The 21,763-nt window shown below is 66.4% G+C and carries 17 protein-coding genes and 1 pseudogene; 11 read left to right on the top strand and 7 right to left on the bottom strand.

What is annotated here, in order from left to right:
• Positions 1–88: 88 nt before the first annotated feature.
• Genes glgC through malQ form a run of 4 tightly spaced genes read left to right on the top strand, consistent with a single transcriptional unit; the run spans position 89 to position 6,780 of the window.
• On the top strand, positions 89–1,357 hold the full coding sequence (glgC, locus tag ROSELON_RS10315; protein ID WP_084613764.1) for a glucose-1-phosphate adenylyltransferase: 1,269 nt from the start codon (positions 89–91) through the stop codon (positions 1,355–1,357).
• A complete protein-coding gene (gene glgA / locus ROSELON_RS10320) occupies positions 1,354–2,781 on the top strand; it encodes a glycogen synthase GlgA (protein WP_025312321.1) in 1,428 nt (475 codons plus the stop codon). Before glgC ends, glgA begins: the two co-directional genes overlap by 4 nt.
• Positions 2,778–4,871: a glycogen debranching protein GlgX gene (gene glgX, locus ROSELON_RS10325; protein WP_025312322.1), complete on the top strand. Its 2,094-nt coding sequence runs from the start codon at positions 2,778–2,780 to the stop codon at positions 4,869–4,871. The genes glgA and glgX overlap by 4 nt, the downstream gene beginning before the upstream one ends.
• Complete coding sequence (gene malQ / locus ROSELON_RS10330) at positions 4,864–6,780, top strand: 4-alpha-glucanotransferase (protein ID WP_025312323.1); 1,917 nt, start codon at positions 4,864–4,866, stop codon at positions 6,778–6,780. Before glgX ends, malQ begins: the two co-directional genes overlap by 8 nt.
• Before the next feature lie 4 nt (positions 6,781–6,784).
• On the opposite strand, the gene gghA is transcribed toward malQ, so the two are convergent.
• The 4 genes from gghA to ROSELON_RS10350 form a co-directional block, all read right to left on the bottom strand.
• On the bottom strand, positions 6,785–9,154 hold the full coding sequence (gene gghA, locus ROSELON_RS10335) for a glucosylglycerol hydrolase (RefSeq protein WP_025312324.1): 2,370 nt from the start codon (positions 9,152–9,154) through the stop codon (positions 6,785–6,787).
• Positions 9,155–9,189: 35 nt separating this feature from the next.
• Entirely contained in the window at positions 9,190–11,400 is a 2,211-nt protein-coding gene (gene glgB, locus ROSELON_RS10340; RefSeq protein WP_051508398.1) for a 1,4-alpha-glucan branching protein GlgB, read from the bottom strand.
• A gap of 65 nt (positions 11,401–11,465) precedes the next feature.
• Positions 11,466–12,671 (bottom strand): CaiB/BaiF CoA transferase family protein, encoded by a 1,206-nt coding sequence (locus tag ROSELON_RS10345; RefSeq protein WP_025312326.1) that lies wholly within the window; start codon positions 12,669–12,671, stop codon positions 11,466–11,468.
• Positions 12,668–13,624, bottom strand: a complete 957-nt coding sequence (locus ROSELON_RS10350) for a hydroxymethylglutaryl-CoA lyase (RefSeq protein WP_025312327.1) — start codon at positions 13,622–13,624, stop codon at positions 12,668–12,670. Before ROSELON_RS10350 ends, ROSELON_RS10345 begins: the two co-directional genes overlap by 4 nt.
• 373 nt (positions 13,625–13,997) lie before the next feature.
• Here ROSELON_RS10350 and ROSELON_RS10355 point away from each other — a divergent pair, with 373 nt between their 5' ends.
• The 4 genes and pseudogenes from ROSELON_RS10355 (at position 13,998) to ROSELON_RS10370 (ending at position 17,862) form a co-directional block, all read left to right on the top strand.
• Positions 13,998–14,969: a Bug family tripartite tricarboxylate transporter substrate binding protein gene (locus ROSELON_RS10355; RefSeq protein ID WP_025312328.1), complete on the top strand. Its 972-nt coding sequence runs from the start codon at positions 13,998–14,000 to the stop codon at positions 14,967–14,969.
• Positions 14,966–15,403, top strand: a complete 438-nt coding sequence (locus tag ROSELON_RS10360; protein ID WP_025312329.1) for a tripartite tricarboxylate transporter TctB family protein — start codon at positions 14,966–14,968, stop codon at positions 15,401–15,403. Before ROSELON_RS10355 ends, ROSELON_RS10360 begins: the two co-directional genes overlap by 4 nt.
• A 21-nt stretch (positions 15,404–15,424) precedes the next feature.
• Positions 15,425–16,940 (top strand): annotated as a pseudogene (locus ROSELON_RS10365) (tripartite tricarboxylate transporter permease).
• 19 nt (positions 16,941–16,959) lie between these two features.
• Entirely contained in the window at positions 16,960–17,862 is a 903-nt protein-coding gene (locus tag ROSELON_RS10370; RefSeq protein WP_038650361.1) for a LysR substrate-binding domain-containing protein, read from the top strand.
• Here the strand turns inward: ROSELON_RS10370 and ROSELON_RS10375 are convergent.
• Genes ROSELON_RS10375 through phnF form a run of 3 tightly spaced genes read right to left on the bottom strand, consistent with a single transcriptional unit; the run spans position 17,847 to position 19,481 of the window.
• Positions 17,847–18,320, bottom strand: a complete 474-nt coding sequence (locus ROSELON_RS10375; RefSeq protein WP_025312331.1) for an SAM-dependent methyltransferase — start codon at positions 18,318–18,320, stop codon at positions 17,847–17,849. The two genes, ROSELON_RS10370 and ROSELON_RS10375, sit on opposite strands and share 16 nt — an antisense overlap.
• Position 18,321: 1 nt before the next feature.
• Positions 18,322–18,711, bottom strand: a complete 390-nt coding sequence (locus ROSELON_RS10380; RefSeq protein WP_025312332.1) for a carboxymuconolactone decarboxylase family protein — start codon at positions 18,709–18,711, stop codon at positions 18,322–18,324.
• Between the two features lie 56 nt (positions 18,712–18,767).
• Entirely contained in the window at positions 18,768–19,481 is a 714-nt protein-coding gene (gene phnF, locus ROSELON_RS10385; RefSeq protein ID WP_025312333.1) for a phosphonate metabolism transcriptional regulator PhnF, read from the bottom strand.
• A 96-nt stretch (positions 19,482–19,577) separates the two neighbouring features.
• On the opposite strand from phnF, the gene phnG reads away from it, so the two are divergent.
• From phnG to ROSELON_RS10400, 3 genes are read left to right on the top strand one after another with little or no spacing between them, the layout of a single operon-like run.
• Positions 19,578–20,054: a phosphonate C-P lyase system protein PhnG gene (gene phnG / locus ROSELON_RS10390; RefSeq protein WP_025312334.1), complete on the top strand. Its 477-nt coding sequence runs from the start codon at positions 19,578–19,580 to the stop codon at positions 20,052–20,054.
• Positions 20,054–20,623 (top strand): phosphonate C-P lyase system protein PhnH, encoded by a 570-nt coding sequence (gene phnH, locus ROSELON_RS10395; protein ID WP_025312335.1) that lies wholly within the window; start codon positions 20,054–20,056, stop codon positions 20,621–20,623. Before phnG ends, phnH begins: the two co-directional genes overlap by 1 nt.
• 3 nt (positions 20,624–20,626) lie before the next feature.
• Positions 20,627–21,718 (top strand): carbon-phosphorus lyase complex subunit PhnI, encoded by a 1,092-nt coding sequence (locus tag ROSELON_RS10400; protein WP_025312336.1) that lies wholly within the window; start codon positions 20,627–20,629, stop codon positions 21,716–21,718.
• The last annotated feature ends 45 nt before the right edge of the window (positions 21,719–21,763 follow it).

Below are 21,763 nucleotides of genomic sequence, written 5' to 3' on the forward strand. Positions count from 1 at the left end.
CGGCCATGCCATCCGATCGTCGGGGTACCTGCCGGTTTGGCCGTGCTCTGGCGATGCACATGACCGGCAAAAGGGAGGGCCGCAGCCCATGGTCGACAGCTCATCACGCCTCATGCGCAAGAGCATGGCCTTTGTCCTGGCCGGTGGCCGCGGAAGCCGGCTGAAGGAACTGACCGACAACCGCGCGAAACCGGCCGTCTATTTCGGCGGCAAGGCGCGGATCATCGACTTTGCCCTGTCCAATGCGTTGAACTCGGGCATTCGCAAGATGGCGATCGCCACGCAATACAAGGCGCATTCGCTGATCCGGCACTGCCAGCGCGGGTGGAGCTTTTTCCGGCCCGAGCGCAACGAATACCTCGATATTCTGCCGGCCAGCCAGCGCGTGTCGGAGCATCAGTGGTATCTCGGCACGGCCGATGCTGTGACGCAGAACATCGACATCGTCGACAGCTACGGCGTCGATTACGTGCTGATCCTTGCGGGCGATCACATCTACAAGATGGATTACGAGCGGATGATCCGCCAGCATGTCGAAACCGGGGCCGACGTGACCGTGGGCTGCCTGACCGTCCCGCGCGCCGAGGCGACGGCATTCGGCGTGATGGGTGTGGACGCGCAGGACCGCATCACCAGCTTTCTCGAAAAGCCCGCCGACCCCCCCGGCACGCCCGATGACCCGACTGTCGCGCTGGCCTCGATGGGGATTTACGTGTTCTCGTGGAAACTCCTGCGCGAATTGCTGATCGCCGACGCCGCAGACCCGAATTCCAGCCATGATTTTGGCGGCGACATCATTCCCGACATCGTCAAGACCGGCAAAGCCATGGCGCATCGTTTCGCGGACAGTTGCGTGCGCCATGCGCCCGACGCCCCGGCCTATTGGCGTGACGTGGGCACGCTCGATGCCTTCTGGAAGGCGAATGTCGATCTGACGGGCTTTACCCCCGATCTGGACCTTTGGGACCACAACTGGCCGATCTGGACCTATTCCGAGATCGTGCCGCCCGCGAAATTCATCCATGACGAGGAAAACCGGCGCGGCACCGCCGTCAGTTCGCTGGTGTCGGGCGGCTGCATCATCTCGGGCACCGAGATCCGTCAATCGCTGCTGTTCACCATGGTTCACACCAACAGCTATTCCAGCCTCGATCAGGCGGTGGTCCTGCCGCACGCCAATATCGCGCGTCATGCAAGGCTGACCAAGGTCGTGATCGACCGCGGCGTGCAGATCCCCGAGGGGCTGGTCGTGGGCGAAGACCCCGAGGAAGATGCCAAGTGGTTTCGCGTCTCGGAAGGGGGCGTGACGCTGATCACCCGAAAGATGATCGAAGCCCGCGCGGCGGCTTTGGGATGAAGGTCCTGTCCGTCGCCTCGGAATGCGTGCCCTTCGTCAAGACGGGGGGACTGGCCGATGTGGTCGGCGCCCTGCCCGGCGTGATGGCGCAGGCGGGTGTCGAGATGCGGGTCATGCTGCCCGGCTACCCGGCCGTGATGGCGGCGATCGGCAAGGGTGAGGGGGTGTTGCACGACGACGACCTGTTCGGCGGGCCGGGGCGGCTGGTGTCGGCGCAGGCGGCCGGGATCGACCTGCTGGTGCTCGATGCGCCGCATCTCTTCGACCGCGACGGGTCGCTCTACATGGGGCCGGGCGGGCAGGATTGGCCCGACAATCCCGAGCGCTTCGCCGCGCTGTCGTGGATGGCGGCGCGGGTGGCGGCCGAGGGGGTGGGCACATGGCGTCCCGATCTGGTGCATGGCCATGACTGGCAGGCGGGTTTCGCGCCCTATTACCTAAAAAAGCGCGGTGCGGATGTTCCCACAGTCTTCACCATCCACAACATCGCCTTTCACGGTACGGCCGCGGCCGACAGGTTGGGCGCGCTGCGGCTGGACCCGGCCGATTTCGTGCAGGATGGCGGGTTCGAATTCTGGGGGCAGATCGACGCGCTGAAGGCCGGTCTGCTCTGGTCGGACCGGATCACCACGGTGTCGCCAAGCTATGCGCGGGAATTGACGCGGCCCGAGTTCGGCGCCGGCCTGCACGGCGTGATCGAGGCGCGCGCGGGCGATCTGGCGGGCATCCTGAACGGCATCGACACCGAGATCTGGAACCCGGCCACCGACCCCCATATCGTCGCGCGCTACAAGAGCCCGCGCGGCAAGGCAAAGAACAAGAAAGCCCTGCGGCAGGAGTTCGCCCTGCCCGAGGCGGGCGGACCGCTTTGCGTTGTGGTCTCGCGCCTGACCGAGCAAAAGGGTCTGGACCTTTTGATCGACGCCTTGCCCGCGCTGGTGGACCGGGGCGGTCAACTGGTGCTTCTGGGCACGGGCGAGGCCGCGTTGGAGGCTGCGTTCCGCGACGCGGCGCACCACGAGAATGTCGCCGTCCATATCGGCTATGACGAGGCGATGTCGCACCGTCTGATCGCCGGGGCGGACGCGATCCTTGTGCCCTCGCGGTTCGAGCCCTGCGGTCTGACGCAGCTTTATGCGCTCCGCTACGGCACGATCCCGCTTGTGGCGCTGACCGGGGGGCTGGCAGATACGGTTATCCCGGCAAACCCCGCCGCCCTGTCAAAGGGGGTGGCGACGGGCATCCAGATTACCCCGCCCACGGCCCATGCGCTTGCCCTGGGGTTGATCGACCTATGTACGCTCTACCAGGACAAGACGACCTGGGCCCGCATGCAGCGCAATGCCATGGCCCAGCCCGTCGGGTGGGCGGCCTCGGCCGCCGCCTATGCCCGGCTCTATCACGAGGTGGCTGACCCCGCATGACCCCAAAACCGATGATGGCCGAAGGCCGCGCCGCGCCCCTGGGGGCGACATTCGATGGCGAGGGCGTGAATTTCGCCGTGTTCTCGGAACATGCCACGCGCATCACCGTCTGCCTGTTTTCCGAAGACGGCCGGCACGAGACGGCGCGCCTGGACTTGCCCGAACGCGATGGTGACGTGTGGCACGGCTACGTGTCGGGGCTGCGGCCGGGGCAGCTTTACGGGTTGCGCGCCGATGGGCCCTATGCCCCGCATCAGGGGCATCGCTTCAACTACAACAAGCTGTTGATCGACCCTTATGCCAAACGCCTGACGGGCCACCCGCGCTGGCATGACGCGCTGATGGGCTATACGGTGGGCCACAGCCACCAGGACCTGAGCTTCGACAAGCGTGACAGCGCCCCCTACATGCCGCGCTGTTCGGTCGAGGACCCCAGCTTTTCCTGGGGCGAGGATCGTCCGCCGCACACCCGCGAGGCCGAGACGATCCTGTACGAGGCGCATGTCAAAGGGTTCACGCAGCAGTTTCCCGGGGCCGATCATCCGGGCAGTTTTCTCGCGCTCGGCTCGGACGCGGTGCTGGATTACCTCACGGATCTCGGGATCACGGCGATCGAGCTGCTTCCGTCGCAGGCGTTCCTGAATGACCGGTTCCTCGTCGAAAAGGGGCTGACGAACTACTGGGGCTACCAGACGCTGGGGTTTTTCGCGCCTGAACCGCGCTACCTGACCGCGGGGCAGATCGCCGAATTTCAGTACATGGTCGCGCGGCTGCATGCCGCCGGGATCGAGGTGATCCTGGATGTGGTCTACAATCACACCTGCGAAGGGTCCGAGACGGGACCGACCCTGTGTTTCCGGGGCCTCGACAACCTCAGCTATTACCGCCTCGCCTCGGACGGACGTAGCTACATCAACGACACGGGCACGGGAAACACGGTGAACGTGGATCACCCGATGGTCCTGCGCATGATCCTCGACAGTCTGCGCTACTGGGTCGAGGTGATGCATGTGGACGGATTCCGCTTTGACCTGTGTTCGACGCTGGGGCGCACGGATCACGGGTTTCACAGGGGCGCGGCGTTTTTCGACGCGATCCGGCAGGACCCGGTGCTGACCAACGTCAAACTGATCGCCGAGCCCTGGGATATCGGGCCGGGGGGCTATCAACTCGGGGCCTTCCCACCGCCCTTCATGGAATGGAACGACAAGTTTCGCGACGGCGTGCGGTGCTATTGGCGTGGCGATGCCGGGCTGGTGCCCGAACTGGCCGAGCGCCTGACCGGGTCTGCGATGCAATTCGATCATTCGGGGCGCAACGCCACGTCTTCGGTCAACCTGCTGACGGCCCATGACGGGTTCACGCTGGCCGATGTCGTTTCCTACGTGGAGCGCCACAACCTGGCCAATGGCGAGGATAACCGCGACGGCCATGGCGAGAATTTCTCGGACAATTTCGGCGTCGAGGGGCCAAGCGACGATCCGGGCGTGATCGCGGCGCGCGCGCGGCGGCGGCGCAACATGATGGCGACGCTGTTGCTGGCCCAGGGCACGCCGATGCTGCTGGCCGGGGACGAGGTCGGCCACAGCCAGAACGGCAACAACAATGCCTATTGCCAGGACAATGAAACGGGCTGGATCGACTGGGGCCAAGCCGACGAGGCGTTCCGCGCCTTCACGCGCGGGCTGATCGCGTTTCGCAAGGCGCACCCCATTCTGCGGCAAAAGCGGTTCCTGCACAGTCAGGAACGTGCGGTTGACGGGGTCGAGGACCTGTTCTGGTGGCGCGAGGATGGCGTGCCCATGACGCAGGCCGACTGGGACGATCCCGAGCGTCGCGTGCTCTGTGCCGAATTGCGCATGGCCTCTGGCAGCCCGGCCTATGCCGAGCGCGAGGAAGCGCTGTTTCTGGTGTTCACTGCCGGGGACGCGGCGGCCACGATCACCTTGCCCGATCCGCCCGATGGATGGTCCTGGCGTCACCGGATCGACAGTGGCCAGGCCTGGTTCGGGGATATCGATGCCGGGGACGCGCTGCGGATCACGGGCCCCTCTGTAGCGGTTTGCGTGTTGGAGGCGCGCGATGGCTGACGCGCTGTCGGCCTTGGCCAAGCGGGCGGGGATCATCCCATCCTATACCGACCAGACAGGACGGCGGCGGCGCACGGGCAAGGCGACGATGCGGGCGCTCCTGGCGGCGATGGGTCTGCCGGTGCGCAACGAGGCCGAGGCGGCCGGGCATCTGGCCGGGTTGGAGGCCGAGACGGCGGCGCGAACGCTGCCACATTGGGTCGTCGGCGTGCCCGATACCGCCTTGCGTGGGGTCCTGCCCGAGGATGCGGTCTGGTTCCTCGAACGCGAGGATGGCCGCACCGCAGAGGGGCGAGGCGACACGGTGCCGGCCTTGCCCTTGGGCCTGCACGATCTGCATGTGGGCGGGGCGCGGTGTAGCGTGATCGTCGCGCCCGCGCGCCTTGCCGCGCCGCCCCGCGCCTGGGGGTTGATGGCGCCGCTGCATGCGATGCGTCCGGCCGTTCTCGGCGGCTTGGCCGATTACGAGGATCTGGCCATCGCGGCCGAGGGGCTGGCGCGACAGGGGGCGGCGTTTCTGGGGTTGAACCCGATCCATGCCGGGTTCTTTGCCGATCCCGCGGGGTTCAGCCCCTACACCCCCTCGCATCGTCGCCGCCTGAGCGCGTTTCACCTCGGCGACGGGACGTCGCCCGCGCCATCCGGCGCATTGATCGACTACGGGGTCGAGATCCCGCGCCGCCGCGCGGCCCTGCAGGCCGCTTTCGCGGTGTTTCAATCCGCTGGCGGCGATGCCGATTTCGACGCATTCCGCCGTGACGAAGGCGCGCCGCTTGCGCGGTTCGCCCTGCATCAGGCCCTGTCGGACCGGCACGGGGCCTATTGGGCGGAATGGCCCGCGGCCCTGCAGGACCCCGCCAGTGACGTGGTGGCACGGGCCGGGGCCGAGATGGCCGAGGCCGTCACCTTTCATGCCTGGCTGCAATGGCGCGCGCGAAACGATCTGATGGCAGCCAATCGGCGGGCCAGGGCGGCAGGCATGGGCTTGGGCCTTTATCTCGATCTGGCCGTGGGAACGCACCCCGCCGGGGCCGAAACCTGGGAGGATCGCGACAGTTTCGCCTTTGGCGCGTCGCTGGGGGCCCCGCCCGATGCCTTTTCCGCCGATGGCCAAAGCTGGGGCTTGGCCCCGTTCAATCCGCGCGCGCTGGTGGCCAAGGGCTTTCGCCCGCTGGCCGAAACCCTGCGCTGCCAGATGGCGCTGTCGGGGGCGGTGCGGATCGACCATATTCTCGGGTTCGACCGCGCCTTCTGGGTGCCCGAGGGTGCGCCGGGCGCCTATGTGCAGATGCCGCGCGACGCGATGCTGGCGGTGGTCAGGCTCGAGGCCGCGCGCGCGGGGGCCGTGGTGGTGGGCGAGGATCTGGGCAATGTGCCGCGCGGGTTGCGCGCTGCGCTGGCGGCGTCCGGAATTCAGAGCTGCCGCTTGCAACTCTTTGAACAGATGCCGGGCGACGCGCCTGTGTTTCGTGCGCCCGAGCGGTTCGAGCCGAAATCCATCGCCAGTTTCTCGACCCATGATCTGCCGACGTGGAAAGGCTGGCGGCAGGGGCACGAGATCGAGACGCGGCGCGATCTGGGGCATGTCACGCCCGCATTCGCGGACCGGGAACTCGCGCGACGCAAGGACGAGGTGGCGGCCTTCGACGCGATGACGGCCAAGGTTGCACCCAAAGGGACCGACCCGGCCTCGGTCGACGCGATGCACCATGCACTGGGCGCGACCCGGTCAGCGCTGGCCATGGTGCAGGTGGAATGCGCGCTGGATGTCGTGCCGCAGCCGAACCTGCCGGGCACGACGACCCAATACCCGAATTGGCGCCAGCGCCTGCCTGTCGGCGCGGCGGATCTGGGCCGCGACCCGCGCATCGCGCACGCCGCCCGCATCATGGCGGCGCACAAACGCTGAGCGCTCAGCGCGGCGCGCGGGTGTAAACCAGCGCCATCGAGTCGTGCAGCGTGATCGGCCCGCCGATATACTCGCCGCCGATCGACGGTGTCCGCAGCGCCAGCCGCCAGCCCGTGCCTTCGATCCCCGGCACGGGCAGGGTCAGGGGGTCGATTTCCTCGGTCGGCTTGCCCTCCATATGGGCGACGGAAAAGACCTGTTCGCCATCTGGGCCATGCCTGAGCGAGGCAAAGACGGTGCGCCCCTTGATCGGGCGCAAATGGTCGAAATGGTCCCTTGGTCCGTAATTGTCGCGCAGCCATGGGCGCGCACGGCGGAAATTGCGCGTGGCCAGGCAGAACGCGGCCTGTTCGCCATCGAGCGACGGCAGGGAGTTCGACACGTTGCAATAGTCATGCATGTCGTCCATCCACGCCCGCGCGATGCGCTTGAGGTTGACCACGGTGAAATCCGGCCCGGCCAGCGGCGGTTCGGCCCTGGACAGCAGGCGCGCGATTTCTTCCAGATCGTATTCCGTGACCTCGACCAGCGCGGGCAGAAACTCCATGAAGCGCGCCAGGTCCGCCCGCGTCTCGAAGCCCAGTTCCTTGAGCCGGCGGAAATTGGCGGGCACCGAATAGCTGTATTCATCGACCTGCCATTTCAGGCTGATCGCCTCTTCGGCGACGACCTTGACCCCGTAGCGGTCATCCTGATTGCGGATAAAGCCCCAACTGGCCCGCGCCATGGCGTTCAGGAAATCCATCGGCACGCCGGGCAGCGCCACATAGGTCAGCACATGGACGGCGGGGTTGTCATAGGCCTTGTCGAGGATCTCCATCCGCGTGCGGCCAAGGCGCGTGTTCACGTTCAGCTTGGGGTTCACCTGTGTGCCGCGCCGCAACGTGTCGTGGTTCGAGGTGCCCGAGATCCAGTTCGCGCCCACGTCCAGCATCTCGCGGATGCGCCAGAATTTCGACAGCCAGAAGGTATAAAGGAACGGCGTGTTGTGGGCGAAGGTCAGCGGCCCCCATTGGAACACGTCATCGTCGCGCTGCGTCTCGATCACCGCGCGGTAATCCGAGGACAGTTCCCAATCCTCGTCCGGCCAGGGGCGGCCATCCTCGAAGATGAACCACGGTCGATAGCGGGTGCCGGCGACCTGTTGTTCGGTATCGGCCATTTCCTGCAGGAAATCGTCGTCATGGCGCAAGACCTGCGCGGCGCTGTCCCACCACTTGAAATCCTGCGCGCCGTCGACGCGCACACCATCGGCCCCGAAATCGACCTTGCGGCGCTGCATCTCCAGCAGGATCGCGCGCACGGCGGGGTTCTGGTAGTCGAGGTTCTGGCCATACATGTTCGGCCCGGCGAAGAAATGGCTGTTCAGCGCATCGAGCCCCTGATTGTCGGAATGGCCGAACACCACGTCGAGGATCAGTTTCTTGGGCTTGTTCGGAAAGGAATGCAGTGCCGCGATCAGGTCGATCAACTCGTCCGGGCGGCCGGATTCCAGCAGCACAGGGTTCACCGTGGACATACCCGCGATGACGATGTCATAGCCCCAGTTCGTCGTGTCGGGCCTGAGCAGCGAGACCTCGACCGCGTCGCTGTCACCGGCCTGTTCCTGCCAGAAATCCGGGCCTTTCTCGTAGACGGTGGTGGGTTCCACCGGCAACAGTTGCACCGCGTCATAGCCCAGAAACAACTGGTCGGCGGGTTCCAGCGGCAGGTCGCGCGCGACCCGTTCGGCCAGTCGTTGGTAGTGGCGCGTCAGGCTGGCGAGGGTCCCACCCGCCGTTGCCGTGGGCACGTGGATTTGCAGGATGTTGCCCGGCGGGCCGAACTTGTGCGGGGCGTCGCCGCGCAGCGCCTCGAAATAGGCGGCGTCGCCGCGCCCCGCCTGCATGGCGTCCGTATCGTACAGTTCCGCCGGGGCCAACGCGCCAAAAGGCAGCGACATGGCCAGCGGGTCCAGGATGCGGTGCCACTGGTCCTCGGCATCGCGCCAGGCCAGCGCATAGAAGTCTCCGATGGTCTCGCGGCTGCCCGCGCGCATGCCCGTGACGGCGGTGAAGCAATGCGCCTCTTCGCGGATCACGGGCACCCAGGCGCGTTCGAACCGGACGGTCTGATGCGCGCGGGTCAGGTCCAGTTGCTCGACCGGCGACAGGATCTCGAGGAAGATGTCCCCCGAGGGCACGCGCTGATCCAGCAGGTCCGGTGTCCAGAACCCGAACAGCGCACGCGCGCCCTCGACCCGGCCACCAAGGCGGCGTGCGATGGCGCGTTCGGCCTCGAAACTCGTCTCGGCGGTGGTGAGCGCGTGGCCCGCGGCCTCGGCCTCGGCGCGGGCGGCGTCCTCGTCGAACACAATTCGGTCGGTCAGGGGCATCGCGGCTCCTTAATTCTTGATGATGTCGGGGGCGCTCAGCCCTCGTGGATCAGGATCACCGTGGAGAGCGGCGGCAGGTAGATCTCGGTGCTGGCCGCCTGGCCGTGGCGTGGCTTGCCTACGGCATCGACAGCGCCCATGTTGCCGCGCCCGCCACCGCCATAGATCTCGGCATCGGTGTTCAGCGCCTCGCGCCAGCGCCCAGTGGCCGGCAGACCCAGCTTGTAGGCCGGGCGTTCCACGGGGGTGAAGTTGCAGATGATGACGGCGTTGGGGTCGTCCGGCCCGCCGCGGCGCAGCCACGCGTAGACGGAATTGGCGGCATCATCGGCCTCGATCCACTGGAACCCCTTGGGGTCGGCATCCAGCGCGTGCAGCGCGGGCGTGCCGCGATAGAGCGTGTTGAGGTCGCGCACCAGACGCTGCAGCCCGGCGTGGCGCGGATCGTCCAGCGCCGCCCAGTCGATCTGCGCGTCATGGTTCCATTCCGACCGCTGGCCGAACTCCTGCCCCATGAACAGCAGCTTCTTGCCCGGATGCCCCCACATGAAGCCGTAATAGGCGCGCAGGTTGGCGAATTTCTCATCCTCCGGCCCGGGCATCCTGGTCAGCATCGAGCCTTTGCCATGCACGACCTCGTCATGGCTGATCGGCAGGATGAAGTTTTCGGAAAACGCATAGGTCAGGCCGAAGGTCATCTGGTGGTGGTGGTGTTGTCGGTAAATCGGCTCGCGCGACATGTAGTCGAGCGTGTCGTTCATCCAGCCCATGTTCCATTTGTAGCCGAAGCCCAAGCCACCCTGATCGACCGGGGCCGAGACCTTGGGATAAGAGGTGCTTTCCTCGGCCACTGTCATGATGCCGGGCTGCGCGCCATAGGTGGCGATGTTCATCTCCTGCAACATGGCGATGGCTTCGTAGTTTTCGCGCCCGCCATCCTTGTTGGGAACCCATTCGCCCTCGGCCCGCGAATAGTCGCGGTAGAGCATCGAGGCGACGGCATCCACGCGCAGCCCGTCGACATGGTATTCCTCGAGCCAGTAGATCGCATTGGACACAAGGTAGTTCCTCACCTCGGTCCGCCCGTAATTGTAGATCAGCGTGTTCCAATCCTGATGGAACCCCTCGCGCGGGTCGGCATGTTCGTAAAGCGCGGTGCCGTCGAAACGGCCCAGCCCATGCGGATCGGTCGGGAAATGCCCCGGCACCCAGTCGAGGATGACGCCAAGCCCCTTGTTATGGGCTGCGGCAACCAGATCGCGGAATTCATGCGGCGGCCCGTGGCGCACGGTTGGCGCGAACAGGCCCACGGGCTGATAGCCCCAGGATCCATCGAAGGGATATTCGCTGATCGGCATCAGTTCGATATGGGTAAAGCCCATGTCGGCGGCATAATCCACCAACTCCTCGGCCGCCTCGACATAGGAAATGGGACGCCCGCCTTCCTTGCGGCGCCACGATCCCAGATGCACCTCGTAAACCGAAATTGGCGCGGTGCGGGCTTTGCGCCCGGCACGCGTCTCCATCCAGTCGTCATCGGGCCAGCCATAGCCGCGAATGTCGCGCACGACCGAGGCGTTTTCCGGCGGGTGTTGCGAGCCGAAGCCGACCGGGTCGGCCTTGAGCGGGCCGAGTTTTCCGTCCGCCCCAAGCAATTCGTATTTGTAGGGTTCGCCCTCGCCGATGCCGGGGATGAAGATTTCCCATACGCCGGTATTGGCGCGGCGGCGCATCACATGCCGCCGCCCGTCCCACAGGTTGAAGCCGCCCGCCACCGACACGCGTTTGGCATTGGGTGCCCAGACCGCGAAATGCGTGCCGGCCACGCCCTCATGCGTGATGACATGGGCGCCCAGAACCTCCCAAAGGCGTTTGTGGGTCCCTTCGCCCATCAGGTAGTCGTCGATCTCGCCCAGAACCGGGCCAAAGCGATAAGGGTCGTCGAACTCCCACGCGACGCCGCCCGGGGCGGTGGCTTGCAGCCGGTAAGGCGCATCGCCCGGAACCGGGCCGAAGAATATGCCGTCATATTCTTTGGCCGGGGCAAGCGGGTGGGCTGATTGCGCGCCGTCGACCGTCGCCGAAACGCTGTCCGCGCCCGGAACGAACACGGTGACGATCCTGTCGCCGCTCCGATCATGCGGTCCAAGCACCGCGAACGGATCATCCAGTGTTCCGTTCAGAAGGCGGGTCAACAGGGCGGGCGGGGCGATGGGGGCAGTCAGGTCGCGGTGATCTGTTTGCATATGCAGAAAGGATAGGGATTATCCCGCGAACATCAACCGGGGCGGCCGACCCGCGGGGCCAGCCCCTATCCAGCGGGGTCGCCCGCCCCCATGATGCCATTGGCGATCAGCGCGTCGATCTCGGCCTCGTCATAGCCAGCGGCACGCAGGACCTCGCGGCCATGTTCGCCCAGGTCTGGCACCGTATGGCGCACGCGCAGCGGGGTTTGCGAGAACTTGATCGGGAAGCCCGTCATCTTCACCGTGCCATGACCCGGATGGGGTACGTCGAGCACCATCTCCTGCGCGGCGACCTGCGGATCGGCCAGCGCCTCGGTCAGCGATTGCACGCGCCCCGAGGGGACGCCGGCCTTGTTCAACCGCGCGATCCATTCCGCCTGCGTGCCGCCCGCGACCGCCGCATTGATCAGCGCGTTCAGCTCGGCCCGGTTCTGCACCCGCATCGCGTTGTTGACAAAGCGTGGCTCGTCCAACAGGTGCGACAGCCCGATTTCCTTCATGAAACGTTGCACGATCACTTCGGTCGAGGGGGCCACCGCGATATCGCCATCCGAGGCCCGGAACAGGCCATAGGGCGAGGCGATCGGGTGATCGTTGCCGGTCGGCACCGGGTCGCGCCCCGTGGCTAGCGCGTTCGAGGACAGATAGGCCATCATCGACATCATGGACATCATCATCGACGCCTCGACCCGCTGCGCCGGGCCGCCGTTTTCGCGCCCGCGCAGGGCCGCGACGGCCCCAAGCGCGGCGTAAAGTCCAGCCACCAGGTCGGTGATGGGGGGCGCGGTGCGCAGCGGGCCGGTGTCAGGCGTGCCGTTCGTGGCCATGTAGCCCGACATGGCCTGCGCGATGAAGTCAAAGGCCGGGCGGTCGGCATAGGGCCCGGTCGAGCCATATCCGTTCACGCTGACCACGATGAGATCGGGGTTGATCTCGTTCAGGCGGGCCTCGGTCAGGCCCATCTTGGCCAGAACGCCGGGGCGGAAATTCTCGGTCAGGATGTCGGCGCGCGCCAGCAGCCGTTCCAGCACGGCGACGCCCTCGGGCTTGCGCAGGTCCAGTTCCAGCGACTGCTTGTTGCGGTTGAAGCCCGCGAAATACCACGACAGGCCGTCGATCTTGTGCCCCTGGCCGCGGACATGGTCGCCGCCGGGGGCCTCGATCTTGACGACCTCGGCCCCGAGATCACCGAGGATCATGGAACAGAACGGACCGGACAGGATACGCGTCAGGTCGATGACCCGGACGCCGGAAAGGGGAAGCGCGCTCATCCTGCGGCCGTCACGGTCAGGTCGGGGTCATGGCGTTTCAGGCGCGGCCCCGCTTTGAGCACCTGTCCGGGCAAGGGGCGGCCGATCACCTCTTGCGTCAGCGTGGCGGCGGCGATGATCTTGTCGAGATCCACGCCGCTCTCGTAGCCGCTTTCCTGCAGCAGATAGACCAGATCCTCGGTGCAGATATTGCCCGTGGCCCCCGCCGCGAACGGGCAGCCGCCAAGGCCCCCGACGGACGCATCGTAATGGGTGACCCCCTCGGACAGGCCGGTCATGACGCAGGCCAGGCCGACGCCGCGCGTGTTGTGGAAATGCAGATGGATCTCCAGCCCCGGCGCCGCGTCGCGGATGGCGCGGATGGCGGCCTGCACCGTCAGCGGCGTGGCCATGCCCGTGGTATCCCCCAGCGAGACGCTGCTTGCACCAAGCTCCTGATACCGTTTGGCGATGCGCGCGACCTGCCGGGGCGGTACGATCCCCTCGAAGGGGCAGCCGAAGGCGGTGGCGATGCCGCCCTCGATGGCGATGCCGGCCTTGTCCAGCGTGGCGAAAACGGCCTCGAACTCGGACAGGGATTGATCGACGGGGCGGTTCACGTTCTTGAGGTTATGCGTCTCCGAGGCCGAAACCACGGTATGCACCGCATCGACGCCCGCGCCGGCGGCCCGTTCGGCACCGCGCAGGTTCGGCACCAGCGCGGTCACAAAGGCCCCCTCGGGGCGGTCGATCCCGGCCAACACCTCTTCGGCATCGGCCAGTTGCGGCACCGCGCGCGGGCTGACGAAGGAGGTCACCTGCATGTGCCGCAGCCCGCTGGCAAACAGCGCGTTGACGATCTCGATCTTTTTCGCGGTCGGGATGAAGGTCTTTTCGTTCTGAAAGCCGTCGCGGGGCCCGACCTCGCAAATGGTGATGTGGGACCCCGGTGGCACGGGGGTGGCGCTGGCCATGTCTGTCATCCTTTCGGCGTGTCCCGCCCGTGGTTCGACGGGGGGCTGCACCGTCAGTCTGGCAAGAATGCGCCGGCCTCGGCAAGGGGCGGGACGGGTGCGCCCGCGCCCACGGTCGGCTCGACTGCCGAGCTTGACAGCGTATTGGACCCGTCATGGCCGCTATTGCGGGGGCCTCTTCGTCGAGCCAAGCAAAGGCAAACATGGCAGAATCGACCGTTCGCCGGCGTGGCGCCATGTGCCCGAAGCAGGCATCGCAAAACGCGATGTAGACATCTCGCTTTAAGATGGGACTTGCGGGTTGCCGTTGCATCCCCTTGCAATCCAGCCACAACTGATCATTCTTCGCTGCACGTTTTTGGGAGGACGTTACATGAAAATCTTGACCAACACGTCGGTGGCCCTGGGCTTGGCAATGACCGCCATGGTGACGGTCGCCACCCCGGCCTCGGCCAATGAATGCATTGCCCCGTCGAATCCCGGCGGCGGCTGGGACTTTACCTGCCGCACCATCGGCCGGATCCTGACGGAACTGGATCTCGTCGATGGCAACGTTCAGGTCACCAACATGCCCGGCGGCGTGGGGGCGGTGACCTTCGCGATGGTCGCCTCGGAACGCTCGGACGATGCCGAATTGATCGTGGCCACCTCGACCGTGGGCATCACCCAGATCGCGCAGGGCCGCTACCCCGCGCCGCTGGATACGATGCGCTACCTTGCGATGCTGGGCGCCGATGTGGGCGTCATCGCCGTGGACAATGACAGCCCGATTCAGAGCCTGGCAGAACTGAACGCGGCCATGGCCGAAGATCCGACCGCGCTGGTCACCGCCGGTTCGTCTGGCGCGGGCGGCTGGGACCACATCCGCCTGTTGATGGTCGCCGACGCCGCGGGCGTGGACGACATCAGCGCCATCCGCTGGGTGCAGTTCGACGGCGGCACGGACGCGGTCACGCAGATGATGGGCGGCCAGATCGATGTGGTGTCGACCGACCTTGGCGAGATCGCGGGCTTTGTCGAATCGGGTGATATCCGCGTTCTGGCGGCGCTGAGCGACGATCCGATCCCGGCCTTCCCCGATATCCCCACAGCGATCTCGCAAGGCATCGACGTGACGGGTTACAACTGGCGCGGGCTCTACACCGGCGGCGACGTCACCGACGAGGAATACGCGTCCTGGGTCGAGCGTCTGGAAACGCTCTACAACTCCGACGCATGGCAGGAAGCGGCCACCGCGTCCGGTCTGGTCCCGATCTGGCGTGGCGGCGACGAGTTCGAAGCCTTCGTGCGTGAACAGGCCGAGGTGATGGAGCAGATCTCGCGCGATATCGGCGTCATCGAATGAGCATACGACTACTGGGTGTCGCGATCTTCGTGATCGCGGCACTCTACACACGGCAGGCGGGGACCTACGCCATCACCTTCGGCGATGTGCTGGGGCCGACGGTCTTTCCGATCATTGTCGGGATGCCGATGATGATCCTGTCCGCCTCTCTCGTGGTATTCCCCGCGGGGCAGGTCGATTGGCCCGCGCCACAGCGCCTGGGCCGTCAGGCCGCCGCTCTGGCCGTGCTGGTCGGCTATACCATCGCGCTGGAGCCCCTGGGCTTTCCGCTGGCGACCTTCGCGCTCATCGCGCTGATCGGCATCATTCTGGGGGGCGCGCCGTGGCGGGCCGTCATTCTCGGCGGGGTCATGGCGCCTGCGCTTTGGGCATTGTTCGATCAGGTGCTGGGCCTGCCGCTCGACTTCCTGGGAGAGCTCTTCGTCAGCGACTGACGCGGGGCAGGGGGACGTTTCATGGAAATCCTGTCGCTTTTGGGTCAAGGCTTTGTCGTTGCCCTGACGCCGCTCAATATCGGCCTGCTGCTGATGGGGTGTTTCATCGGGACCCTGCTGGGCGCATTGCCGGGTCTTGGTCCGGTGAACGGGGTCGCGGTGCTGATCCCGCTGACCTTTGCCTTCGGCTTCGATCCGACCTCGTCGATGATCCTGCTTTGTGCCGTCTATTTCGGCTGCATGTACGGCGGACGGATCAGTTCCATCCTTCTCAACATTCCCGGTGACGAACCGGCGATCATGACCACGCTCGACGGCTATCCGATGGCGGTGCAGGGCCAGGCGGCCAATGCGCTGGCCATTTCCGGTGTCGCGTCCTTCGTGGGGGCCACCATCGCGGTCATCGGTCTGTCGCTGTTTGCGCCGGTGCTGGCGCGCGCGGCAATCCATTTCGGCCCTGCGGATTACTTCGCGCTCTACATCCTCGCCTTCGCCACCATTGGCGGGATCGCCGGGGTCGATCCGCGCAAGACCCTTCTGTCCGCGCTGATCGGCCTGATGCTGGCGACCGTGGGTCTCGACCCGATCTCGGGCGTGCCGCGCTACACCTTCGACAGTTTCCACCTTTATGACGGGATCGAGCCGATCGTGGCCCTTGTCGGCCTGTTCGCGATCTCGGAAATCCTGATGCTGTTGGAAAAGCATCTCAAGGACCGGCCCAAGGCCATCCCGGTGGGCAGCTGGCTGCCGCAATGGGGCGCGATCTGGCGCACCCGCTGGGCGATGCTGCGCGGGTCCGGCGTCGGGTTTGTCGCCGGCGTTCTGCCGGGGGCGGGGGCCTCGCTCGGGTCCTTCATGTCCTATGTCGCCGAGAAGCAGACCTCGAACAAGAACGGCACCTTCGGCAAGGGCGATCCGCGCGGGGTGGCGGCGCCGGAGTCGGGCAACAACGCGGCCTCGGGCGGCGCCCTGATCCCGATGCTCAGCCTTGGCGTTCCCGGCTCGGGCACGACCGCCCGTGCTGTTGGCGATGCTCATTTCGCTTAACGTGCAACCGGGGCCGTTGCTGTTCGAACGGCAGGCCGATCTGGTCTGGGGTCTGGTCGCCTCGCTCTATATGGCCAACATCGCGCTGCTGATCCTGAACCTGCCGATGATCGGTATCTTCACCCGGCTGATGATGACGCCGACCTGGGCCTTGATGCCGATCGTGGCGGCGGTCACCTTCGTCGGGGTCTACGGCATCTCGAACTCGGTCTTCGATCTTGAGATGATGGTGTTTTTCGGGGTCATAGGCTACATCCTGCGCAAGATGGACGTCAGCCTCGTGCCCCTGGTTCTCGGGCTGCTGCTGGGTGGCGACATGGAGCGGAACCTGCGCCGGGCGATGTCGATTTCCGATGGCGATTGGAGCATCCTGATCGCCAGCCCGATCTCGATCACGCTATATGTGATGACGGTGTTCTTCCTCGGGCTTTCGGTCTGGCTGACGATGCGCGACCACAAGCAGGCGCAATCGCGCACCATGGAAGGGTGACGCAAGGGCGGGCGTGTCCATGGCCTATGACCTGACCTCGCTGGCCCTGTTTCGCAGCCTCGCGCAGGAGGGCAGCATCGCTGCAGCCGCGGCCAAGCTGGGCCTTGCCGCCTCCGCCGCCAGCCGCCGCCTCTCGGATCTGGAAAAACAGGCCGGTGTGGCGTTGATCCGGCGGCATCGGCGCGGCGTGACCCTGACCGAGGCCGGGCGGCTGATGCTCAGGCATGCCGAGGTGCTGGCCGGGCAGGTCGCGCGGCTGCAATCCGAGCTGGAGGACCACGCCGCCGGCCATCGCGGCGCGATCCGCATGGCGGCCAATACCTCGGCCATCACGCAGTTCCTGCCCGAAGACCTGGCCGAGTTCCTTGTGTCCAATCCGGGCATCAGCCTTCAGATGGCCGAAATGGAAAGCGTCGAGATCATCCAGGCGGTGCGCAGCGGCGCGGTGGACCTGGGGATATTCTCGGCCTTCACCCAGGCGGCGGGGCTGCATGTGCTGCCCTATCGCCGCGACACGCTGGTGGTCTGCGCCCCGGCCGATCATCCGCTGAGCGCGCGGCGCACGCTGCGCCTGCGCGATCTCGACGGACACAGCGTGGTGGCCCTTCAGCGCAACAGTTCCCTGCAGGCCCATGTCGACAAACGCGCCGAGGATCTGGGCATCACCATCCGCACCACGGTCGAAGTCAAAAGCTTCGATGGCGTGCGGCGCATGGTGCAGGCGCGGCTTGGCATCGCGATCCTGCCCTTCGGCGCCGTCGAGGCCTATCTTGGGGATGGCAGCATCGTGATGATCCCCATCGACGAGCCCTGGGCGACGCGCGACCTGATGATCGCCTTGCCCGGTTCCGACGACCTGTCGCCGCAGGTCGCGGCCTTGGTTCGGATATTGCAGGGGCAGGGCGATCAGGCGCGCCAGTAGCCTTGCATCAGGACCTTGGCCCAATCCGGTTCCCTGAGTGGCCCGCGCGGCGCAAAGCCCGACATGACCGGCTTGATGTCCAGCACCGGCGTGCCGTCGATGGCATCAAGACCGGCAAGGTGCAGCGCCAGCCCATCGACCCCCAGCACCCGGCAGGCCGTGACACCGATGCGGTTCGGGCGGTTTTTTCCACGCTGCGCAAAGATTCCGACCCGTGGCCAGTCCGGGTTGCCGCGCGGATGCCGCGCGCCGGTTTCGATCTGCGCCGGCGTCACGCGGTCGAACAGAAAAACGATCTCGGCATGGGAAAAGCGGTCGAGGCCCATCAGCGCCTCGGGCGTGAACCGGGCTGGGTCAAGCTCGATCCGGGCCGCGATGCTGTCCCAGTCGTCATCGACCGGCGCGGCCCGGTTCGAGACGACCCGCCCGATGGGGTGCAGGGTAACGCCCTGCGCCATGTCAGAGCATCCCTTCCTCGGCCAGAACCTTTCGGGCGACACGGAAACATTCATGCGCCTGCGGCACGCCGCAATAGATCGCGACGACATGCACGGCGGCGCGGATCTGGTCGCGGGTGACGCCATTGCGGATCGCGCCGCGGCAATGGATTTCCCATTCGTGCATCTTCCCCAGCGCGCCCAGCATGGACAGGTTCATCAGGCTACGGGTCTTGGCGTCGATGGCGTCATCGCCCCAGCCAAAGCCCCAGGCCCAGGCGGTCATCGCCTCTTGAAAGCCTTGGGTCAGGTCGTCGGCGCTCTCGAAGCTTTTGGCGACATAATCTTCGCCAAGCGTGGCCTTGCGCCGTTCCATCCCCTTTTCGAACAGATCCTCGTCGAACGTGCCCATCTGTGTCCTCCCTCATTCCATCTGATCCCCGAGTGTGGTCTGCGCGGTGTCGGCGATCAACCGTCCTCGCCCAGGGTCAAGGCGACGCGGTCGCCGGCGAACCATGTGCGCCCGTATTCGACCGGGCGGCCCGCGGCATCCACATTCACACCGACGGTGCGCAAGATCGCCGCGCCACCGGGCAGATGCAGATGCGTGGCAAGGGTGGGCGATGCCGTCTTGGCCGTGATCGTCGTTCGGGCTCGGGTGTAATCGTCAAGGCCATTGGCCTTGAACGCCTGGGTCACCGATTGCGTGGCCTGCAGCGCGCGCAGCATCTGCGGGAACCGCGCCGCCGGAAAGACCGAACGAAACAGCGCGATGGGTGCGCCGTCTGACAGGCTGAGCCCCTCGTAGACATGCACCTCGGCCCCGTCATCAAGCGAAAGGGCCTCGGCCTCGTCCGGGCCGGCGGCGCGCGTTTCCAGATGCAGGATGCGTTTTTCGGGCACGCGGCCGGCGGCGGTCAGGTTCTGGTGGAACCGGACGCGGCGGCCAATGGGGTAGGGCGTCGGGCGATGGCGCACGAACACGCCCGCGCCGCGCCGGGCATGGATCGTGCCGGTCTCGGCCAGATCGGCAAGGGCACGGCGCACTGTGTGCCGGTTCACGCCGAAGCGTTCGGCCAATTTCGCCTCGGTCGGCAGCTTGTCGCCCGGGGCGTAGTGCCCATCGGCGATTTCTTCCGACAACCGGTCGCGGATCGCGGTCCAAAGGGGGGAGCGTCCCATTCTGTCACCAAATCTTCATGTCACGTGGGCTTGTGCCGCCTCGGGTGGCCTCGTATGATTTGTATAGTTGTATAGAAAAATGGACAACTCGAAAATATGTCGATCTCTTCCCCCGAGGTATCGGACGCGGCGGCGATGGCGGCCCGGAAACTGCGCCTGTCGACGCTGGCCAAGGCGCCGTCGGAGCGCCTGTGCGCGCTGTGGGCGGCGTACCGGGCGGACCCGCCCGCGCATGAGGTGCTGCGCCCCCCCGAGGTCGGCACGGTCATGCTGCGCGGTCGCGCCGGTGCGACTGGTGCGCCGTTCAACCTGGGCGAAATGACCGTGACGCGCTGTTCCGTCCGTCTGACGGGCGGTGCCGTGGGGCACGGCCATGTGCAGGGCCGCGATCGTGACGCGGCGCTGGCGGCCGCGCTGATCGACGCCTTGTCCGAGGCCGGCGAGGCCAAGGCGATCGAGACCGCCATTCTGGCGCCCCTGCGCGACGAGGCGGTGGCGTCCAAGGCCGCGCGCGCGGCCAAGGCGGCGGCCACCAGGGTCGAGTTCTTCACCATGGTCCGGGGAGAGAATTGATGCAGGCCCAGTTTCTTGACGGCGGCTTTGCCGATCCGCCGCGCGACGCCGCACATGCCTTTCGCGCGGCCCTGTCGGCGCTGTCGCGTCCCGGGCGGATCGAGACCATGGCCGGGGCGATGCCCCCCGCGCCGGCCTCGCCCGCGGCGGGCGCGCTGCTGCTGACGCTTTGCGACAGCACGACGGGCCTCTATCTGGCCCCGTCCCATGACACCGAGGCGCTGCGCGGCTGGATCACCTTTCACACCGCCGCGCCTGTCGTCGGGCCCGAGCACGCGGCCTTTGCCTTGGGCACGTGGTCGGGTTTGCAGCCTGTGACGCGGTTCCGGATCGGCACGCCGGAATACCCCGACCGCGCGGCGACCCTGATCGTCGAGCTGGACGCGCTGGACAATGCGGGCGCGACCCTGACCGGCCCCGGCATCGAGGACAGCGCGCGCCTGTCGGTGCCTGACGTCGCGGCCTTTCAGGCCAACCGCCGGCAGTTCCCGCTGGGGTTCGATACCTACTTTACCTGCGGCGACCGCGTGGCCGGTTTGCCGCGCTCCACCCGCCTAGAGGAGGGCTGATCCATGTATGTGGCCGTAAAGGGCGGCGAGCGCGCGATCGACAATGCCCATGCCTGGCTGGCCGAGGAACGGCGCGGCGACACCGATGTGGCCGAGTTGAGCCTGGCGCAGATCCGCGAACAGCTCAGCCTTGCCGTGAACAGGGTGATGGCCGAGGGCTCGCTTTACGACCCCGATCTCGCCGCGCTGGCGATCAAGCAGGCGCGCGGCGACCTGATCGAGGCGGTGTTCCTGATCCGCGCCTATCGCACCACCCTGCCGCGTTTCGGCGCGACCCATCCCGTTGACACGGGCGCGATGGCCTGCGACCGGCGCATCAGCGCGACCTTCAAGGATCTGCCGGGCGGGCAGGTGCTGGGCCCGACCTTCGACTACACGCATCGGCTTCTGGATTTCGCCCTGGCGGCCGAAGGGCTGCAGCCGCCCGCGGCACGTGAGGGGACGGCGGCGCAGGACCCGCTGCCGCATGTCACCGACTTTCTCGCGCGCGAGGACCTGATCCAGCCTGAACCCGAGGGTGCCGAGACCCCGCGCGACCTGACGCGCGAGCCTTTGGAGTTACCCGCCGACCGCCCCCTGCGCCTGCAAGCCCTGACCCGTGGCGACGAGGGATTCGTGTTGTCCATGGCCTATTCCACGCAGCGCGGCTATGGCCGAAACCATCCGTTCGTGGGCGAGTTGCGCATCGGCACCGTGCCGGTCGAGATGGAGATCCCCGAGCTGGGCTTTTCCATCGAGCTGGGAGACGTCGTGCTGACCGAATGCGAGACGGTAAACCAGTTCACCGGGTCCAGGACCGAACCGCCGCAATTCACGCGCGGCTACGGCCTCGTCTTCGGGCAGACCGAGCGCAAGGCGATTTCCATGGCGCTGGTGGATCGTGCCCTGCGGTGGGAGGAATTGGGCGAGGACTATGTCGGCGCGCCCGCACAGGATGCGGAGTTCGTTCTCTACCATGCCGATAATGTGCAGGCGACGGGGTTCCTGGAACACATCAAGCTGCCGCATTACGTCGATTTCCAGTCCGAACTGGAGTTGATCCGTCGGCTGCGGGCCGAGGCAATGCAGGCCGACGCGCAAGAGGCGGCGGAATGATCGGCGCTGATCCTCACCGTGATTTGGGCACGCCGCGTCGGGGGT

Source organism: Roseibacterium elongatum DSM 19469 (genome assembly GCF_000590925.1).
Lineage (GTDB): Bacteria > Pseudomonadota > Alphaproteobacteria > Rhodobacterales > Rhodobacteraceae > Roseibacterium > Roseibacterium elongatum.

Coding starts and splice junctions, on each gene's coding strand:
- ROSELON_RS10370 (WP_038650361.1), top strand. CDS start 16,960: ATGGCCTATGACCTGACCTCGCTGGCCCTGTTTCGCAGCCTCGCGCAG.
- ROSELON_RS10355 (WP_025312328.1), top strand. CDS start 13,998: ATGAAAATCTTGACCAACACGTCGGTGGCCCTGGGCTTGGCAATGACC.
- phnH (WP_025312335.1), top strand. CDS start 20,054: ATGCAGGCCCAGTTTCTTGACGGCGGCTTTGCCGATCCGCCGCGCGAC.
- phnF (WP_025312333.1), bottom strand. CDS start 19,481: ATGGGACGCTCCCCCCTTTGGACCGCGATCCGCGACCGGTTGTCGGAA.
- glgX (WP_025312322.1), top strand. CDS start 2,778: ATGACCCCAAAACCGATGATGGCCGAAGGCCGCGCCGCGCCCCTGGGG.
- ROSELON_RS10375 (WP_025312331.1), bottom strand. CDS start 18,320: ATGGCGCAGGGCGTTACCCTGCACCCCATCGGGCGGGTCGTCTCGAAC.
- glgC (WP_084613764.1), top strand. CDS start 89: ATGGTCGACAGCTCATCACGCCTCATGCGCAAGAGCATGGCCTTTGTC.
- glgB (WP_051508398.1), bottom strand. CDS start 11,400: ATGCAAACAGATCACCGCGACCTGACTGCCCCCATCGCCCCGCCCGCC.
- ROSELON_RS10350 (WP_025312327.1), bottom strand. CDS start 13,624: ATGGCCAGCGCCACCCCCGTGCCACCGGGGTCCCACATCACCATTTGC.
- malQ (WP_025312323.1), top strand. CDS start 4,864: ATGGCTGACGCGCTGTCGGCCTTGGCCAAGCGGGCGGGGATCATCCCA.
- ROSELON_RS10360 (WP_025312329.1), top strand. CDS start 14,966: ATGAGCATACGACTACTGGGTGTCGCGATCTTCGTGATCGCGGCACTC.
- ROSELON_RS10345 (WP_025312326.1), bottom strand. CDS start 12,671: ATGAGCGCGCTTCCCCTTTCCGGCGTCCGGGTCATCGACCTGACGCGT.
- ROSELON_RS10400 (WP_025312336.1), top strand. CDS start 20,627: ATGTATGTGGCCGTAAAGGGCGGCGAGCGCGCGATCGACAATGCCCAT.
- ROSELON_RS10380 (WP_025312332.1), bottom strand. CDS start 18,711: ATGGGCACGTTCGACGAGGATCTGTTCGAAAAGGGGATGGAACGGCGC.
- phnG (WP_025312334.1), top strand. CDS start 19,578: ATGTCGATCTCTTCCCCCGAGGTATCGGACGCGGCGGCGATGGCGGCC.
- gghA (WP_025312324.1), bottom strand. CDS start 9,154: ATGCCCCTGACCGACCGAATTGTGTTCGACGAGGACGCCGCCCGCGCC.
- glgA (WP_025312321.1), top strand. CDS start 1,354: ATGAAGGTCCTGTCCGTCGCCTCGGAATGCGTGCCCTTCGTCAAGACG.